Source organism: Streptomyces olindensis (genome assembly GCF_040645895.1).
GTDB lineage: Bacteria > Actinomycetota > Actinomycetes > Streptomycetales > Streptomycetaceae > Streptomyces > Streptomyces olindensis.
Map to the genome: position 1 here is coordinate 1 of NZ_JBEYZD010000110.1, position 17844 is coordinate 17844.

Here is a 17844-nt window from a genome sequence, read left to right on the forward strand (position 1 = left end):
GCCCGCGGACATCGCGGGCCGCCGCCGGCCGCGTCAGGGCCCACCGTGCGGACGGGGCGCGAGGACGAGCATCGTGACGTCGTCCCGCACGTCCGGGCTGTACCGGACCAGGTCGGTCCACACCCGCTCGGCCAGGGCGGCCGGATCCTCGTGCGCGAGGCCCGGCAGCCGCTCGGCCAGCGGATAGAAGACCCCGTCGGCGTCCCTGGCCTCGGTGACGCCGTCGGAGGCGAGGAAGAGCCGGTCACCGGCGCGCAGCGGCACCGAGACGACCCGGGGCGGCGCGGCCTCGGCGAGGCCCAGCCCGAGCGGCGTGCACGGCTCGACGTCCAGTTCGACGGCCCGCCCGTCCCGCAGCAGCAACGGGCCGGACTGCCCGCACGCGACGATCCGCACCCGGCGCGCGTCGGTGGAGAAGTCGAGCAGCACCGCCGTGGCGAACAGCTCGGCGTGCGGCTCGTCCCCGGAGTCCACCGCCATCCTCCGGTCGAGGCGGGCCGCAACCGCCTCCGGGTCCGGCTGGTCCAGCACCGCCTCCCGGAAGGCCCCCAGCAGCGACGCGACCGTGGCGACGGCCGACAGTCCGTGCCCCTGCACATCGCCCATGACCGCCCGTACGCCGTAGGGGCCCGCCCGCACGTCGAAGAAGTCGCCCCCGACCAGCGTCCCGCGCTGCGCCGCCCGGTACAGCCCCGCGCACCGCACCGGCCCGACCCGCTCCGGCAGCGGCGGCACGACCGCCCGCTGCGCGGCCTCGGCGACAGCGCGCTCGGTGACCAGCTGCGCGTCGCGCCTGCTGCGCACGAACGACAGCAGCACGCTCAGTACCGAGACGAAGCACACGGTCAGTAAATCCGTGGTGCCCGGGGCGTTGAGGTTGAAGACCGGGACGCTCAGCACGACCACCACCAGCGCGCCCAGCACCGCCGTGGCCGCCGGGCCGTGCGCCAGGACGGCCAGCGGCGGGATGGCGCCCAGCAGGAAGCCGATGTCGAGCGGCTCCGGGCTGATCAGCTCCGCCGCGCACACGCCCGCCAGCAGCGCGGTCGGCAGCACCCGCGCCCACACCGGCGGCGGCGCGCCGCGCAGCCAGCCGGGCCCGTCCCGGTCGGGGGCCCGGCGGAACCGGCCGCGCGCACTGCTCACACCACCACGCTGCTACGCCCGCCGGTCCACCGCACTTCGGGGCCGTGGAGGGCCACTTGAGCGCCTCCCGGAATTCCGTGGACGGCCGACCGGTGATCCCGTAGCGTGTGGCGCGCCACGCCCCGAGACCAGCGGAAGGAGGGCAGAGCCGTGCCGTTCACACCGTTCCCGCGCTCCCTCCCCGTTGCCCCGGCGTGCCGCCACTGACCGACCGGGAGCGCTCTTTCGCAGTCTGCCTCCCGGAGGAATCCCCATGACCGATCCGGTCATCCGCGCGCTCGACGCGAGCGACGCCGCCCTCTTCGACACCCTGCCCGACCCGCTGGGCGCCCGTGAGGGCCACCGGCGGACCCGGCACCGCCCCGACTGGAAGCGCGTGGCGCTGCGCGACGGCCGCGTCGTCGCCCGCGGCGCCTGGTGGGGCGGGCCCGACGACACCGAGCCCGTCAACCTCAACTGGTTCGACGTGGCGGAAGGCGAGGAGGAAGCGGGCGCCGCGCTCCTGCGCTCCGCCCCCTGGCAGGTCGAGCTGGAGCTGAACCTGCCCGCGGACTGGCGCGACGACCCGGCCCTGCGCGCCGCGGCCGAGACCCGCTTCACCGCGGCACGCAAGGCCGGCTACGACCTCCTCGTCGAACGCCTCATGTACCGCTGGACCCCCGACCACGGCCTGCCCGAACGGCCCGGGCGCCTGGACTTCCGCGCCGAACCGGACGACGCCGTGTTCTTCGACGCGCTGCGCCGGATCCACTCCGCGACCCTGGACGCCCACGCGCTTCAGGCCATCGAGCAGGGCGGACTCGACCGGGCGGCCCAGGAGGAACTCGACTTCTTCCACTGGTGCCCCTCGCCCCGCGAGTGGTGGCAGGTCGCCTACACCGCCGGTGGCGAGATGGCCGGCATCCACATCCCGGCCCACAACCCCTCCGGCCCGTGCGTCGGCTTCATCGGCGTCCTGCCCGACCAGCGGGGCCGCGGCTACGCCTACGACCTCCTGGCCGAGTGCACCCATTTCCTGGCCGAGCGGGGCGCGGAGTTCATCGCCGCGACCACGGACCAGGGCAACTTCCCCATGGCCGCGAACTTCACCAAGGCCGGCTACCCCGTGGTCAAGGAGCGCATCAACTTCCGTCCCGCGCGAGAAGTCGCCTAGCGCGCGGTGCCGTTCAGCACGTCCTGCGCCGCCGTGAGGATCTCCGTGACCTGGAGGCCGAACGCCGCGTCGCAGGCGTGCGGGCGGCCGGTGCGGGCGGCGGTGAGCAGGGCGTCCGCCGCCCGCTTCAGGGCCGGGACGGCTCCGTCGGCGCTCTCCGGGAGGACCGCGACGCCGGCCTCCCCGTGGATCTCCACGGCGGCGCCGGACGCGGCGGGCGGTGCCGTCAGGCTCAGCGTGAGCGTGCTCGACGCGCCGCCCGCGTGGTCGAGGACGACGTGCGCCGTGTCCCCGGGGCCGTAGGCCGCCGCCGTCACGCGGCGCACGTCGCCGAGCACCGGCAGCAGCACGGACAGGGCATGCGGGCCGACGTCCCACAGCGCGCCCTTCTCCCGCCGCCACGGCGTCGCGAAGGGGCTCTCGCTGGTGAACACCGCCCCGAGCCACTGCGCCCGCCCGGTGAACCAGCCCGGCACCGCCGCCTGCTCGGTGATCCACGCCGCCGGCTCGGGCTGGAAGCGGGTCGTGAAGAACACGACCGAGGCGACACCGGCCTCCGCGACGGCCTCGACCACGGCCCGCCCCTGCTCCACCGTCGGCGCGAGCGGCTTGTCGAGCAGCAGATGGCACCCGGCCCGGGCCGCGCGCACGGCCAGCGAAGCCTGCACGTCCGGAGGCAGCGCGACGGCGACCGCGTCGACGTCGGCGAACAGCTCGTCCACGTCGTCGTAGGCGCGGACGCCGTGCCGCTCGGCCAGCTCCTTGGCGGCCTCGGGACGGCGGCCCCACACGCCGGCGAAGTCCAGCTCCTCATGCCCGCCCAGGGCGGGTGCGTGGGCCAACTGCGCCCACGGGCCGGTGCCGAGCAGTCCTATGCGCATGCCGCCGCCTCTCCACGGTGCCGGAAACCGCCGCGGCCGGTTCCCGCCGACCGCTCGGCGAAGAGCGTGTCACACGGACCCGGCCGCCGGGAGCCCGGGCCGGGATCAGGGGCGACGGGCGAGCCGGAAACACGAAAGGCAAGGAGAAAGGCAGGGAAAAAACAAGAAAGGCAAGGAGCGCTCTCCTTGCCACTCTCAACTTATAGCGCACAGGGGGCCTTGCGGCAAGGCCCCCTGTCTCCCGCACACTGTCGGTCCTCACCCCCACGACCTGCGGAAACGGGAGCATGACGTGACCCCTGCGACCATGAGCGCGTTCGACCTTCCCGACCGCCTCGCGCACAAAGCCGCACCGGCGCTGATCGCCGGGGACGAACGGCACTTCGCCGCCGTCGCCGACTGCCTGGAGCAGTCGATCGCCGAACTGTCCGACCGTCTCGCAGCCGAACGCAAGGCGCCCGGCGGCAAGGGACGGCAGGCGATGGACCGGGACGCCGAGATCCGCCGGCTCACCACGCGCCTGCGCGCCCTGCGCCGCTTCGGACTGGACCTGTGCCTCGGGCACATGGTCGCCGCGGACGGCTCCGAGCCCGTGTACGTGGGGCGCCTCGGCCTCACCGACAGCGAGGGGCGCCGGCTGCTGGTCGACTGGCGTTCCCCGGCCGCCGAGCCGTTCTTCGGAGCCACCCACGCCGACCCGATGGGGCTGGCGAGCCGCCGCCGCTACCGCTGGACCGACGGCCGGATCAGCGACTACTGGGACGAGGTGTTCACCGCCGACGGGTTCGACGGGCACGCCGCGCTCGACGACCAGTCCGCCTTCATCGCCAGCCTGGGCAGCGACCGTTCGCCCCGCATGCGGGACGTGCTCGGCACCATCCAGGCCGACCAGGACGCCATCATCCGGGCCGGTTCCCGCGGCGCCCTCGTCGTCGACGGGGGTCCCGGCACGGGCAAGACCGTCGTCGCCCTGCACCGCTCCGCCTACCTGCTGTACTCCGACCCGCGCCTCGGTCAGCACCGCCGGGGCGGCGTGCTGTTCGTCGGCCCGCACCGGCCCTACCTGTCCTACGTCTCCGACGTGCTGCCCAGCCTCGGCGAGGAGGGCGTGCAGACCTGCGTCCTGCGGGACCTCGTCGACGAGGGAGCCACCGCGGGGGAGGAGACCGACCCGGACGTGGCCCGGCTGAAGTCGTCCGCGGACATGGTGCGGGCGATCGAGAAGGCCGTCCGCTTCTACGAGGAACCGCCCACCGAGGCCATGACCGTCACCACCCACTGGTCCGACGTCCGGCTGAGCGCCGCCGACTGGGCCGTGGCGTTCGAGGCGGCGGAACCCGGCACCCCGCACAACGAGGCCCGCGACCAGGTCTGGGAGGAACTGCTCACCCTCCTCGTCGACAAGCACGGGGGAGACGCCCCGGAGGACCTGCTCCGCAAGGCGCTGTCCCGGGACCGGGAACTGCTCGGTGCCTTCCACCGCGCCTGGCCGCTCCTCGAAGCGGCCGACCTCGTCGGGGACCTCTGGTCGGTACCGGCCTACCTGCGGATGTGCGCTCCCTGGCTCACCCGCGAGGAGGTGCGCACGCTGCAGCGCGACGGCCCCCGGGCCTGGACGGTGTCCGACCTGCCCCTGCTGGACGCGGCACGGCAGCGGCTCGGCGACCCGGAGGCGTCCCGGCGCGAGCGCCGGCGGGAGGCCGCCGTCGCCGCCCAGCGCGAGCGCATGACCGACGTCATCGACGACCTGCTGGAGGCCCACAGCTACGACGACGGTGAAGGCGTGCTGGTCATGCTGCACGGCCAGGACATGCGCAACTCCCTGGTCGACGAGAGCGCCCTGCCCACCGCCGACCCGGACCGGCTCGCCGGGCCGTTCGCGCACATCGTCGTGGACGAGGCGCAGGAACTGACCGACGCCGAGTGGCAGATGCTGCTGCTGCGCTGCCCGTCCCGCAGCTTCACCATCGTCGGGGACCGCGCCCAGGCCCGGCACGGCTTCACGGAGTCGTGGCGGGAACGGCTGGAGCGGGTCGGGTTCGACCGGATCGAGCCGGCGTCCCTGAGCGTCAACTACCGGACCCCCGAGGAGATCATGGCAGAGGCGGAGCCGGTCATCCGGGCCGCGCTGCCGGACGCCAACGTCCCGGTCTCGATCCGCAGCGGCGGTGTCCCCGTCGTCCACGGACCCGTCTCGGACCTGCACGCGGTCCTCGACGCCTGGCTGGCCGCACACGCCGAAGGGACCGCCTGCGTCATCGGCGATCCCTCGTTCCGGCCGGCTTCCCCACGCGTACGGTCGCTGACCCCTCGGCTGTCGAAGGGGCTGGAGTTCGACCTGGTGGTGCTCGTCGACCCGGAGCGCTTCGGCACGGGCGTCGAAGGGGCGGTCGACCACTACGTGGCGATGACCCGGGCGACGCGGGAGCTCGTCATCCTCACGAGTTCCTGACGCCCGCCCGGGCCGGGGCGTGACAGCCCGCTACGCGGCGAGTTCCTTGCGGATGCGGTCCAGCATGAACGCCGACGACTCCCTCGCCCGCTCCTCCCAGGCGAAGACGCAGGCCGTGGCGACCCCGTCGAAGCCCAGCTCGCGCAGGGTGCCGAAGAAGGCGTCCCAGTCGACCTCGCCCTGACCGATGTCGAGGTGCTGGTGGATCCGGGCCGGGGTGCCCGGCGGGTTCAGGATGTAGCGCAGACCGCTGGAGCCCTTGTGGTTGAAGGAGTCCGCGATGTGCACGTGCTGGAGCTTGTCACCGGCGTAGCGCATCATCGCCGCGATGTCCGCGCCGGCCTCCGACGCCCCCGACAGGTGGAAGGAGTGCGGGGCGCAGTACAGGTAGTTCACCCACGGCTTGTTGATCGCGCGCACGAGATCGACGGCCGGGGTGTTCTCCTCGCAGAAGTCGTCCGGATGGGCCTCCAGGTTCAGAGCGATGCCTTCGCGCTCGAACACCGGCAGCAGCTCCTCCAGCGAGCGCCAGAACGCGGCCTCGCTCTCGGCGGCGCGCTCCGGGCGGCCGTTGAACTCCGAGTTCATCAGCGGGCATTCGAGCTCGACGGTGATCTCGATCATCCGCTTCCAGTAGCGGACGGCCGCCTGCCGCTCGGTCTCGTCCGGCGAGGACCACTTGTACAGCGGCAGCACCGAGGACAACCGCACCCCGTGCGTGCGCAGCGCGCCCTTCAGCTCCGCCACCCGGGCGTCGTCCGCCCGCGGGTGCAGGAAGAACGGCATGAAGTCCGCGCGCGGCGACAACTCGATGTACTCATAGCCCAGTTCGGCGACCGTGCGCACCATCTCGCCGATCGGCAGGGCACGGAACATGTACGGGTCGAGGGCGATCTTCACGCGGTGCCTCCGTAGAACGCTGGGCGGGGCTTCATGTCGGTGGTGACGGTCTCGCCGCCGGACTCCAGGGACCGGACGGCGGCGTCGGTGATGACGGTGGCGGCGTAGCCGTCCCAGGCGGACGGGCCGGTGGGCTGCGTGCCGGCCGCCACCGAGGCGATCCACTCGCGGAACTCGGTGTCGAAGGCCTCCGCGAACCGGTCCTTCCAGTCCTGGAGAACACCCGTGCCGTGCCGGGCCGCGGTGCGGATCCCGACGGCCGCCGGGTCGGGCAGCCGCACCAGGCCGTCCTCGCCGACGACCTCGCACTGGATGTCGTAGCCGTACTGGCAGTTGACGAAGACCTCCAGGTCGATCCGGACGCCCTCGGACGTCTCGAAGATCATGATCTGGGGGTCCTTCAGGTGCGCGAACCGCTTGCTCGTGGCGCGCGGGGTGACCACCTGGGCGGAGACGATCTCGTCGTCGAGCAGCCAGCGCAGCACGTCGATCTCGTGCACGGCCGTGTCCTGGGCGGCCATGGCGGAGTGGTACGACTCCGGCACGGTCGGGTTGCGGTGGGCGCAGTGCACGATCAGCGGGGCCCCGAGCGAGCCGGTGGACAGGACCTCCTTCATCTGCCGGTAGCCGGGGTCGAAGCGGCGCATGAACCCGACCTGCACCAGCCGGCGGCCGTGCGCCCGCTCGGCCTCGACGATCCGCAGACAGTCCCCGGCGGTCGTCGCCAGCGGCTTCTCGCAGAACACCGGCTTGCCGGCCGCGATCGCGTTCAGGACGTGCTCGGCGTGGGTGGGCCCCCAGGAGGTGACGAGGACGGCGTCCACCTCGGGGGAGGCGACCAGGTCGGCGCCGGTGGGCAGCGCCGTGGCACCGGTCCGGGCCGCCACCTCGGCGGCGCGCCCGGCGTCGATGTCGGTCACGGCCGTGACACTCGCCCCGGTGACGACCTCGGTGAGCCGCCGGATGTGGTCCTGGCCGATCATTCCGGCGCCGATGACGCCTACACGTACGGTCATGGTGAACTCCTTGGAGAGGGTCAGGAGAAGCGCGTCCGGAGCTCGGCTTCGAGGGTTTCGAGGGTGCGGCCCTTGGTCTCGGGGACGTACAGCTTCACGAACGTGAGGGACAGCAGGCCCGCCACCACGAACAGGAAGAACGTGTTGGAGATCCCGATGCCGGAGACCAGGGACGGGAAGACCAGCCCGATCACGAAGTTGGTCAGCCACAGCACCACGGCCGCCACGCCCATGCCGAAGCCGCGCATCCGCATCGGGAAGATCTCCGAGAGCATCAGCCAGGTCACCGGGGAGATCGCGCCCTGCTGGAAGGCGAGGAACGTGACCGTCATGGCGAGCACCGCGAACGCCCGCGGATCACCGGAGGGCAGCACCAGCGAGAAGACGCCGATCAGCAACAGGGCGACTGTGGTGCCGATCTGACCGGTCATCAGCATCGGGCGGCGCGGCACACGGCCCAGCAGCCAGATGCCGACGAACGTGGCCAGCACCGAGATCACACCGTTGGCGATGTTCGCGGTCAGCGCGCTGTCGGCGGCGAAACCGGCGTCGGTGAGGATCTGCGTGCCGTAGTACATGATCGTGTTGACGCCGGTGATCTGCTGCACGATCGCGATGCCGAACCCGACGAACATCAGCTTGCGCACCCACGGCGTGCTCTTGATGTCCTGCCAGCCGCCGAGCCTCTCCTGCTCGTCCTTGACGGCGAGCGCGGTGACCTCCTTCAGCTCGGCCTCGGCCCGGGCCTGCGACCGCACCTGCCGCAGGACGTCGAGGGCCTCGGCGAAGCGGCTCCGCGAGGCCAGCCAGCGCGGGCTCTCCGGCATCACCAGCATGCCGAACCACAGCACCACGGCCGGCAGCGTGGCGATGACCAGCATCCAGCGCCACACGCCGCCGGACTCGCCGCCGACCTGCGCGATGATCGCGTTGGAGGTGAACGCCAGCAGCTGACCGGTGACGATCATCAGCTCGTTGCGGGTGACGAGGGCACCGCGCCGCTCGGCGGGCGACACCTCGGCGAGGTAGACCGGCACGGTCACCGAGGCACCGCCGACCGCGAGACCGAGCACGAAGCGTGCCACGATCATCACCTCGGTCGTCGGTGCGAGCGTGCAGCCGAGCGCGCCGACGAAGAACAGCACGGCCAGCAGCAGGATGTTGCGCCGCCTGCCGCGCGCGTCCGACAGCCGCCCGCCGGTCACCGCGCCCAGCGCGGCACCCAGCAGCAGCGAGCTGGTGACCATGCCCTCGGTGACCGGGGTCAGGCCGAGGTCGTCGGTCATGTAGGGCAGGGCGCCGTTGATGACGCCCGTGTCGTAGCCGAAGAGCAGACCACCGAACGTGGCGATGATCGTGATCAGCCGCAGCCGCCGCCTGACCGCCGGCGGGGCGTCGTCCGCGACGGCCGTGGCAGGGGTGGGGATGGGGGCCGGTGTCGCGTCGTCCCTGACGTCCATGGCCGCTCCTTACCTGTCGATGTTCGGGCGCCGGGTACCCGACAGGCCGCAGCCGGCCAGGTGCTCACGGGTGCTGACGGCGATGGGCAGCGGCACCTCGGGGGCGCACGGGTACAGGTCCTGCTCGACGATCACGAACAACTCCGCGTCGAGCTTGGCGAGTTCCTCCACCACCTCGGCCGGCTTGGGCACCCCCGCCGGCGGCGACACGCACACCCCGCGCTTCACGGCCTCACCGAACGACAGGTCCTCGGCCGCGACCTGCGCCAGGATCTCCGGGTCCATCTGCTTGATGTGCACATAGCCGACCCGCTCACCGAACCGGCGGATCAGATCGAGGTTGTCCCCGCCGCCGTACGCCACGTGCCCCGTGTCCAGGCACAGGTTGGTGTACCGGCCGTCGGACTCGTTCAGCAGCCGCTCGATCTCCGCCTGCGTCTGGATGTGGCTGTCGGCGTGCGGATGGACCACGAGCCGTACGTCGTACTCCTCCAGCAGCAGCATGCCCAGCCGGTCGGCGGCCCGGCCGAACCCCGCCCACTGCTCGGCGGTCAGCTCGGGGGATTCGGTGAACGCGCCCGTCTTCTCGTCCCGGTACATCGGCGGGATGAAGACCAGGTGGTGCGCTCCCGCCGCGGCGGTCAGCGCGGCGACCTGCCGGACGTGGGCCAGCATCTCGTCCCACGCCTCGGGCCGGTGCAGCGCGCCGAACGCGGTGCCGCCGGAGACCTTCAGGCCCCGCGCGTCCAGCTCCGCCTTCAGGCGCTGCGGGTCGGTGGGCAGGTACCCGTACGGGCCGAGCTCCAGCCACGCGTAGCCGGCCCGCACCAGCTCGTCGAGGAAGCGGGTGTACGGAACCTGGTGCTCGTCCTCGGGGAACCACACGCCCCAGGAGTCGGGGGCGGAGCCGAGGCACAGGTTGCCGACGGTGGTGCGGAGAGGGGGAGGCGCCGTTGCCATGGTGGGTGTCCTTTGCGGAGAGGGACGGGGAGGTCAGCTGGAGGTCGGGAAGTCGAAGCCCGCCGTGACGTGCTGGGCCTGCTGGGGCCAGCGGGTGGTGACGACCTTGGGGCGGGTGTAGAAGCGGACGCCCTCGGGGCCGTGGATGGGGGAGTCGCCGATGAGGGAGTCCTTCCAGCCGCCGAAGGAGTAGTAGGACATCGGCACGGGCACCGGCACGTTGACGCCGATCATCCCGACGTGGACGTTGCGCTGGAACCGGCGGGCGGCTTCGCCGGAGCCGGTGAACAGGGCGGTGCCGTTGCCGTAGGGGTTGGCGTTGATGAGGTCGATGGCCTGGTCGAGGGTGTCGACGCGGACGACGGCCAGGACCGGGCCGAACAACTCCTCCCGGTAGGCGTCCATCTCGGCGGTGACGTGGTCGAGGAGGGACGGGCCGGTGAAGAAGCCCTCCTCGTGACCGTCGACCTTCAGCCCGCGTCCGTCGACGACGACGGTGGCGCCCTGGGCGGCGGCGGTGCCGACCGCGTTCTCGACGCGCTCCCGGGCGGCCTTGGTGACCAGCGGTCCCATCTCGGTGCCCGGTGCGTCGCCGGGGCCGACCTTCACCTCGCGGGCCTTGCGCTCCAGCACGTCGACGAGTCCGTCGGCGGCGGAGCCGACCGCGACCGCCACCGACACGGCCATGCAGCGCTCTCCGGCGGAGCCGTAGGCGCCGGCGGTGATGTGGTCGGCGGCGTACGCGAGGTCGGCGTCGGGCAGGACGACGGCGTGGTTCTTGGCGCCGCCGAGGGCCTGGACGCGCTTGCCGTGGGCGGTGGCCTGCTCGTGGACGTACTTGGCGATCGGGGTGGAGCCCACGAAGGACACGGCGGAGATGCCGGGGTGGGTCAGGATCGCGTCGACGGCGGGCTTGCCGCCGTGGACGACGTTGAAGACGCCGTCCGGGAGTCCCGCCCTCCTGTACAGCTCGGCGACGAAGTTGGCGGCGGACGGGTCGCGCTCACTGGGCTTCAGCAGGAACGTGTTGCCGGTGGCGATGGCGATCGGGTGCATCCACAGCGGCACCATCGCCGGGAAGTTGAACGGCGTGATGCCGGCGACCACGCCGAGGGGCTGACGGAAATCGTGGACGTCGACGCCACGGGAGACCTGGTCGGAGAAGCCGCCCTTGAGGACGTCGCCGAGGCCGCAGGCGAACTCGACGACCTCGCGGCCGCGGACGATCTCGCCGCGGGCGTCGTCGACGGTCTTGCCGTGCTCGGCGGAGATGATCCGGCCGAGTTCCTCCTCGTGGTCGGCCAGGAGCTGACGGAAGGCGAACATCACCTGGACGCGCCGGGAGAGGGAGGACTCCGACCAGGTCTCGAACGCGGCGGACGCGGCGGCGACGGCGGTGTCCACGTCGGCGGGCCCGCCGAGGACGACCCGGGCCTGCTCGGCGCCGGTGGCCGGGTTGAACACCGGAGCGGTGTCCGGGCCGGGGACGGCCCGGCCGTTGATCCAGTGGGGAATGGTGTTCACGGGGAGCGGTGTCCTTACAGGTAGTGACGCTGGGTCTGCTTGTGGGCGGCGTAGGTGTCGTAGGCTGCGCGGGTGGTGTCGAGGGCGGAGACTTCGCTGACGGGGACGTCCCACCAGCCGTGGCCGGGCGGGTTCGGGCCGTACAGGTCGGTCTCGACGTGCACGACCGTGGTGCGGCTCGCCGCCTTCGCCTTCTCCATCGCCGCGCGGAAGTCGTCGACGCTCGTGGCGTGCAGGACGTCCGCGCCCAGACTGGAGGCGTTGGCGGCGAGGTCGACGGGCAGCACGTCGCCGTCGAGCAGGCCCGAACCGCCGTCGCGGTAGCGGTACTTGGTGCCGAAGCGCTGGGAGCCGAGCGACTCCGACAGGGCGCCGATGGAGGCGAAGCCGTGGTTCTGCACCAGGACGATGACGACCTTGAGGCCTTCGGAGACCATGGTCACGATCTCCTGGGCCATCATCAGGTACGAGCCGTCGCCGACGAGGACGACGACCTCGCGCGAGGGATCGGCCATCTTCGCCCCGACGCCCGCGGCGACCTCGTAGCCCATGCAGGAGTAGGCGTACTCGACGTGGTAGGCCTTCGGGTCGCGGGCCCGCCAGAGCTGCTGGAGGTCGCCGGGCAGGGAACCGGCCGCGTTGATGACCACGGCCCGGTCGTCGAGCACCTGGTTGAGGGCGCCGAGGATCTCGGTCTGCGCGGGCAGCGGGCCGTGGCCCCGGTGGAAGCACTCCTCCTCGATCTCCCGGGTGCGGGCGACGAGCCGGCGGGTGCGCTCCCGGCAGGACGGGTCGACCTCCCAGTCCGTGAGCGCTCCGGCGAGGGCCTGGATGCCGAGCCGGGCGTCGGCCACCAGGGGCTCCGCCGAGTGCTTGACCGCGTCCAGGCGGGCGACGTTGAGGTTGACGAACATGACGTCGGGATTGCCGAAGACGGTGTGGCTGGCGGTGGTGAAGTCGCTGTAGCGGGTGCCGATGCCGAGGACGACGTCGGCCTCCTTCGCCAGCTCGTTGGCGGCGTACGAGCCGGTGGAGCCGATGCCGCCGACCGCGCAGGGGTGGTCCCAGGGCACCGCGCCCTTGCCTGCGTGGGTGTCGGCGACCGGGATGCCGGTGGCCTCGGCGAAGGCCCGCAACTCCGTCTCGGCACCCGAGTACACCGCCCCGCCCCCGGCCACGATCAACGGCTTGCGCGCACCGCGCAGCAGGCGCGCGGCCCGCTGGACCGCCGCCGGCTCCGGCACCGGACGGCCCACGCGCCACACCCGCCGCCGGAAGAAGTCCACCGGCCAGTCATGGGCCTCGGCCTGCACGTCCTGCGGCAGGGCGAGGGTGACGGCACCGGTCTCGACCGGGTCGGTCAGCACCCGCATCGCCGCCAGCGCGGCCGGGATCAGCTGCTCGGGACGCGAGACGCGGTCGAAGTACTTCGACACGGCCCGGAAGGCGTCGTTGACGGTGACGTCCCCGCCCCGGGTGTCCTCCAGCTGCTGGAGCACGGGGTCGGCGGCGCGGGTGGCGAACATGTCGGACGGCAGCAGCAGCACCGGGATCCGATTGGTCGTCGCCAGCGCAGCGCCCGTGATCATGTTCGTCGAGCCCGGGCCGGTGGAAGCGGTGCAGGCGAAGGTGGCCAGCCGGTCGCGCATCTTGGCGTAGGCGACCGAGGCGTGGACCATGCCCTGCTCGTTGCGGGCGAGGTAGTAGGGCAGATCGGCCTCTTCGGTGACGGCGGCCTGCAACAGCGCCTGGCCGACGCCCGCGACGTTGCCGTGCCCGAAGATGCCCCACACCCCGGGAATGAGCCGCTGCTCCTGGCCGTCGCGCTCGCTGTACTGGTTCGCCAGGAAGCGCACCAGGGCCTGGGCGGTGGTCAGTCGAACGGTGCCCACCGGCACGTCCTCCCTGGGCCCGGACCGAAGGGTCGGGTGGTACCCGCTCACAGCAGGCTCACCGCCTTGTCCACGGCACCGGCGACATCGCCGTTCGACGGGTAGAGCAGGGAGCGGCCCACGACCAGCCCCTGCGCGGTGGGCTGCTTCAGCGCCCTGCCCCAGGAGGCGAAGGCCGCGTCCGGGTCGGTGACCTCACCGCCCAGCAGCAGCGCGGGCAGGGTCGAAGCGGACAGCACCCGCTCCATGCCGTCGACGACCGGGAGCTTCAGCCAGGTGTAGGCGGTCCGCCGGCCCAGCCCCGAGGCGATGGTGACCGACGTGACCACGGCGTCGGTGGAGAGATCGTTCCGGATCCGGCCGTCCTGCCACACCGACATGAACGGCTCGACCATCGCGATCAGCTGACGGTCATTGAGCTCGTCGATCGCCCGCGCGCTGTTCTGCAGCACCGACGGCGTCGCCGGATCCGCCAGCGCGATGCGCGTGAGCATCTTCCCGCCGTCGAAACCCATCGCGGCGATCGTCTCGGCGTCGTACCCGGTGAACCGGTCGTCGATCTCGAAGACCGAACCGGCCAGGCCCGCCCGGTTCATCGACCCGAAGACGCTCTTGCCGTCGAGAACGCCGAGCAGCAGCAGGTCCTCGAGGATGTCGGCCGTGGCCAGCACACCCGTCACCCCGGGCCGCTCCAGCGCCACGCACAGCCGGTCCAGCAGCTCGAAGCGGTCCGCCATGGCGTGCGCGTCGTCGCCGACCCCGTTGGCGCCGCGCGCCGGATGATCCGCGGCGATGATCATCGCCCTGCCGTGCTCACCGAGCGACGAGGCGGCCCGGACGCGTCGGGCCGCGGCCGCCGCGACCGCCCCGGGGTCCTTCACGCGGGCGTCCACGATCCGGGCGATCTTCTCAGACGGCATGGCTCACCTCACGCAGCTTGGCCTCGACCTCGTCCTGGACGGGCATGGCGTCGGAGCAGGACAGCCGGCCCGCGACGAGGGCGCCCGCGGCGTTGGCGAAGGTGACCGTGCGCCGGGTGTCCCAGCCGGACAGCAGGCCGTGGCACAGCGCCCCGCCGAAGGCGTCGCCCGCGCCCAGGCCGTTGACCACCTCGACCGGAACCGGTGGAACCTCCACCGCCGTCCCGTCCCGGTCCATGGCCAGGACGCCCTGCGGGCCCTGCTTGACCACCGCCAGTTCCACCCCGGCCGCCAGGAGCGCCTTCGCGGCGGCGCGCGGGTCGCGCTCGCCGGTGGCTACCTCGCACTCGTCGAGGTTGCCGACGGCGACGGTGGTGTGGCGCAGTGCTTCCGTGTAGTACGCGCGGGCCTCGCCGGCGTCGGTCCAGAACATCGGCCGCCAGTCCAGGTCGAACACCGTCGCGCCCGCCCTCGCCCGGTGCGCCAGCGCGGCCAGCGTCGCCGAGCGGCTCGGCTCCTCGCTCAGACCCGTCCCGGTGACCCAGAGGATCCGCGCGTCGCGCACCGCCCCCAGGTCCAGCTCCTCCGGCCGGATGTCCAGGTCCGGGGCCTTGGGGAGCCGGTAGAAGTACAGCGGGAAGTCGTCCGGCGGGAAGATCTCGCAGAACGTCACCGGCGTCGGCGCGATCCCCGAGACCCCGACGAACCGCGCGTCGACGCCGTACCCCTCCAGGGCCGTGCGCACGAAGTCCCCGAACGGATCCCGCCCCGTCTTGGTGACCACCGCCGCCGAACGGCCGTAACGGGCAGCCGCCACCGCGACGTTGGTCGGACTGCCGCCGAGGTACTTGCCGAACGAGGTGACCTCCGCCAGCCCCACGCCCGTCTGGAGCGGATACACATCCACTCCCACGCGGCCCATGGTCAGCACATCGAACGGCATCACGCTGCGTTTCCCCTTCCTGTCGCGCTCTACTAGCGCGCTCTAGTTCGAGTACGATGACCCCTGTCCAAATGTCATGTCAATAGCTTGTTGCCGGGAGATTGCAGGATCCCTGTACGGGGATCCGAACGGATCCCGCACGGCTCCCCGAGCGGGACACCCCGTAAGGTGGGCGGCGTCGGAGGGTGGGTTCACAGGTGGATGCATCGGGCAGGCAACGGCCCACGATGGCGGACGTCGCCGAGAAGGCGGGCGTGTCCCGCGCGCTCGTCTCGATCATCTTCCGCAACCAGGCGGGCGCCAGCCGGGAGACCCGGGAACGGGTCCTGCGCGTGGCCGACGAGATCGGCTACCGCCCGGACAGCGCGGCCCGGCTGCTGGCCCGGGGCCGCAGCCGCACGCTCGGCGTGATGTTCACCGTGCACCAGACCTTCCACACGGACCTCATCACCGGCATCTACCCCGAGGCCGAACGCCTCGGCTACGACGTGCTGCTCTCCGGGGCCACCCACGGCCGCAGCGAGGCCAAGGCCGTCGAGGCGCTGCTCAGCCACCGCTGCGAGGCGGTGATCCTGCTCGGCCCGGACGCCGCACCCGCCTACCTCGACGAACTCGGGCAGCGCACGGTCGCCGTCTCGGTCAGCCGCCGGGTGCCCCAGGCCCGGGTCGACTTCGTGCACTCCGCCGAGGCCAAGGGCGTCCGGCAGGCCATGGACCACCTGGTGGAGCTGGGGCACCGCCGGATCGTGCACATCGACGGCGGGCGGGGTCCCGGCTCGGCGGAGCGGCGGCGCGCCTACCGGGCCGCCATGCGCCGCCACGGGCTGGAGAGCGAGGCGAGGGTGATTCCCGGCCACCACACCGAGGAGTCCGGCATCGAGACGGGCCGCCTGCTCCTGGCCGAGCGCGACGCCGGGCAGCCGCTGCCGACGGCGGTCCTCGCCGGCAACGACCGCTGCGCGATGGGCCTGCTGATGGCCCTCACCCGCTCGGGCGTCGAGGTCCCGCGCGACCTGTCCGTCGTCGGCTACGACGACAGCCACCTCTCGCACCTGATGCCGATCGGCCTGACCACCGTCCGCCAGGACGCCGTCCTCATGGCCGAGCACGCCGTCCGCTTCGCCGTCGAGCGGCTGGAGAACGGGGAGCTGCAGCCGCGGGAGGCGGTGCTGGATCCCAAGCTGGTGGTGCGGGGGACCAGCGGGCCGGCCCCGAAGGAGCCGGGACCGGCCTGAGGCGCCCCTCCCGCCGCCCGCCTCCGGCTCCGCTAGCGCGTGCCCTTCTTGGCGAACTCCGCGATCGCGTCGACGTTGTCCTTCGTGACGAAGGCCGGACCGGTCAGCACGGGAGCGGTGCCGCCGCCGCTGAAGTTCCCGTTCGTCCTGTACAGCCACAGCGCGTCGACGGCGAGGTAACCCTGGAGGTAGGGCTGCTGGTCGACGGCGAACTCGATGCTGCCGCCCTGGATGGCGCCGACGAGGTCCTTGTTGAGGTCGAAGGTGGCCACCTTCGCCTCGCTGCCCGCGTCCTTCACCGACTGCACGGCGGTCAGGGCGATGGGCGCGCCGAGCGTGACCACCTGGTCGATGGAGGAGTCCTTCTGGAGCTTGGCGGTCAGGGTCGACTTCACGGAGGGCATGTCGGTGCCGTTGACGTACAGGTTCTCCGTCGTGCCCTTGAAGCCCTTCTTCAGGCCGGCGCAGCGGGCCTCCAGGGCGACCTGGCCCTGCTCCTGGATCACGCAGACGGCGTGCTTGGCGCCCAGCTGGTTCAGGCGCTCGCCGAAGGCCTGGCCGGCGATGTTCTCGTCCTGGCCGAAGTACTCGAGCATGCCGAGTTCCTTCCAGTCGTCCAGGCCGGAGTTGAAGCCGACGACGGGGATGTCGGCCGCCTTGGCCTTGGCCACGACCGCCTTCATGGCGTCGGGCTTGGCGGCGGTGAGCGCGATGCCGTCGACCTTCTGGTCGATGGCGTTCTGCACCAGGTTGGCCTGGTTCCCGGCGACCGGGTCGCTGGAGTAGACGAGCTTGATGTTGTCCTTGGCGGCCGCGGCCTGGGCGCCCTTGCGGATCAGGTCCCAGAAGGTGTCGCCGGGCGCCGCGTGGGTGATCAGGGCGACGGTCATCCGCGGGGTGGTGGCCCTGCCCGCGGCGGCGTCGGTGCCGCCGGTCTCGGACTTCTTCCCGCCGGAGCCGCTGGAGCAGCCGGCGGCGAGCAGGGCGCCCGCGAGGACGGCGGTGGTCAGGGCGGCGGCTCTGTGGTGTCTGCGCATGTCGGGTGCACCTCACTGTGCTGGACGAGGGGCCGCGCCCGGTCCGGGGAGGGAGGCGAGGGGTGGGTGCCCTGGGCGGCGGCGGTCATGGGATGTGCGGTGGTCCTGGGTGCGGACCCCTGCGGTCGTGGTGGCTGGAGCGCGTCACTAGCGCGCTCTAGTGGCAGGTACTATGCGGGCGCCTTCGAGTGATGTCAACAGCTTTGTCAGGACGTTCCAACAAAATGGGCCGCCCGCACCCGCCGGTGGTTCGTCGACGCGCACGACCACATCTTCTCCAACGAGGCCTTCGGCGGACGCCTGATCTGCGGGAAGCCGTTCTCCG

At 72.3% G+C, this 17844-nt stretch carries 14 protein-coding genes; 3 read left to right on the top strand and 11 right to left on the bottom strand.

Annotated features, from left to right (window positions below; translation table 11 throughout):
* Positions 1-33: 33 nt before the first annotated feature.
* Positions 34-1146: a PP2C family protein-serine/threonine phosphatase gene (locus tag ABZ948_RS38480; RefSeq protein WP_359767716.1), complete on the bottom strand. Its 1113-nt coding sequence runs from the start codon at positions 1144-1146 to the stop codon at positions 34-36.
* 253 nt (positions 1147-1399) lie between these two features.
* Between ABZ948_RS38480 and ABZ948_RS38485 the strand changes: the two genes are divergently transcribed.
* Positions 1400-2299, top strand: coding sequence for a GNAT family N-acetyltransferase (locus ABZ948_RS38485; protein WP_359767718.1), 900 nt, complete (start codon positions 1400-1402; stop codon positions 2297-2299).
* Here the strand turns inward: ABZ948_RS38485 and ABZ948_RS38490 are convergent.
* Entirely contained in the window at positions 2296-3180 is an 885-nt protein-coding gene (locus tag ABZ948_RS38490; RefSeq protein WP_359767720.1) for a Gfo/Idh/MocA family protein, read from the bottom strand. The two genes, ABZ948_RS38485 and ABZ948_RS38490, sit on opposite strands and share 4 nt — an antisense overlap.
* A 292-nt stretch (positions 3181-3472) precedes the next feature.
* Here ABZ948_RS38490 and helR point away from each other — a divergent pair, with 292 nt between their 5' ends.
* Complete coding sequence (gene helR / locus ABZ948_RS38495) at positions 3473-5632, top strand: RNA polymerase recycling motor ATPase HelR (RefSeq protein WP_359767721.1); 2160 nt, start codon at positions 3473-3475, stop codon at positions 5630-5632.
* A gap of 30 nt (positions 5633-5662) precedes the next feature.
* On the opposite strand, the gene ABZ948_RS38500 is transcribed toward helR, so the two are convergent.
* From ABZ948_RS38500 to iolC, 8 genes are read right to left on the bottom strand one after another with little or no spacing between them, the layout of a single operon-like run.
* Positions 5663-6532: a sugar phosphate isomerase/epimerase family protein gene (locus ABZ948_RS38500; protein ID WP_359767723.1), complete on the bottom strand. Its 870-nt coding sequence runs from the start codon at positions 6530-6532 to the stop codon at positions 5663-5665.
* A complete protein-coding gene (locus ABZ948_RS38505) occupies positions 6529-7548 on the bottom strand; it encodes a Gfo/Idh/MocA family protein (protein ID WP_359767725.1) in 1020 nt (339 codons plus the stop codon). The genes ABZ948_RS38500 and ABZ948_RS38505 overlap by 4 nt, the downstream gene beginning before the upstream one ends.
* Before the next feature lie 20 nt (positions 7549-7568).
* Positions 7569-9008: a sugar porter family MFS transporter gene (locus tag ABZ948_RS38510; RefSeq protein WP_359767727.1), complete on the bottom strand. Its 1440-nt coding sequence runs from the start codon at positions 9006-9008 to the stop codon at positions 7569-7571.
* A gap of 9 nt (positions 9009-9017) precedes the next feature.
* Positions 9018-9968, bottom strand: coding sequence for a TIM barrel protein (locus ABZ948_RS38515; protein WP_359767729.1), 951 nt, complete (start codon positions 9966-9968; stop codon positions 9018-9020).
* Positions 9969-10001: 33 nt separating this feature from the next.
* The gene (locus ABZ948_RS38520) at positions 10002-11492 is read right to left on the bottom strand and encodes a CoA-acylating methylmalonate-semialdehyde dehydrogenase (protein WP_359767731.1); all 1491 of its coding nucleotides are present in this window, start codon (positions 11490-11492) and stop codon (positions 10002-10004) included.
* 14 nt (positions 11493-11506) lie between these two features.
* Positions 11507-13384 (bottom strand): 3D-(3,5/4)-trihydroxycyclohexane-1,2-dione acylhydrolase (decyclizing), encoded by a 1878-nt coding sequence (iolD, locus tag ABZ948_RS38525; RefSeq protein WP_359767733.1) that lies wholly within the window; start codon positions 13382-13384, stop codon positions 11507-11509.
* Positions 13385-13431: 47 nt separating this feature from the next.
* Positions 13432-14304, bottom strand: a complete 873-nt coding sequence (locus ABZ948_RS38530) for a Cgl0159 family (beta/alpha)8-fold protein (protein ID WP_359767735.1) — start codon at positions 14302-14304, stop codon at positions 13432-13434.
* Complete coding sequence (gene iolC / locus ABZ948_RS38535; protein WP_359767740.1) at positions 14294-15247, bottom strand: 5-dehydro-2-deoxygluconokinase; 954 nt, start codon at positions 15245-15247, stop codon at positions 14294-14296. Before iolC ends, ABZ948_RS38530 begins: the two co-directional genes overlap by 11 nt.
* Before the next feature lie 227 nt (positions 15248-15474).
* Between iolC and ABZ948_RS38540 the strand changes: the two genes are divergently transcribed.
* A complete protein-coding gene (locus tag ABZ948_RS38540) occupies positions 15475-16482 on the top strand; it encodes a LacI family DNA-binding transcriptional regulator (RefSeq protein ID WP_359767737.1) in 1008 nt (335 codons plus the stop codon).
* Positions 16483-16514: 32 nt separating this feature from the next.
* Here ABZ948_RS38540 and ABZ948_RS38545 read toward each other — a convergent pair whose 3' ends face one another.
* Positions 16515-17519 carry a substrate-binding domain-containing protein gene (locus ABZ948_RS38545; RefSeq protein ID WP_359767738.1) on the bottom strand — a complete coding sequence of 335 codons (1005 nt, stop codon included), beginning with the start codon at positions 17517-17519 and terminating at the stop codon, positions 16515-16517.
* Between the last annotated feature and the right edge of the window lie 325 nt (positions 17520-17844).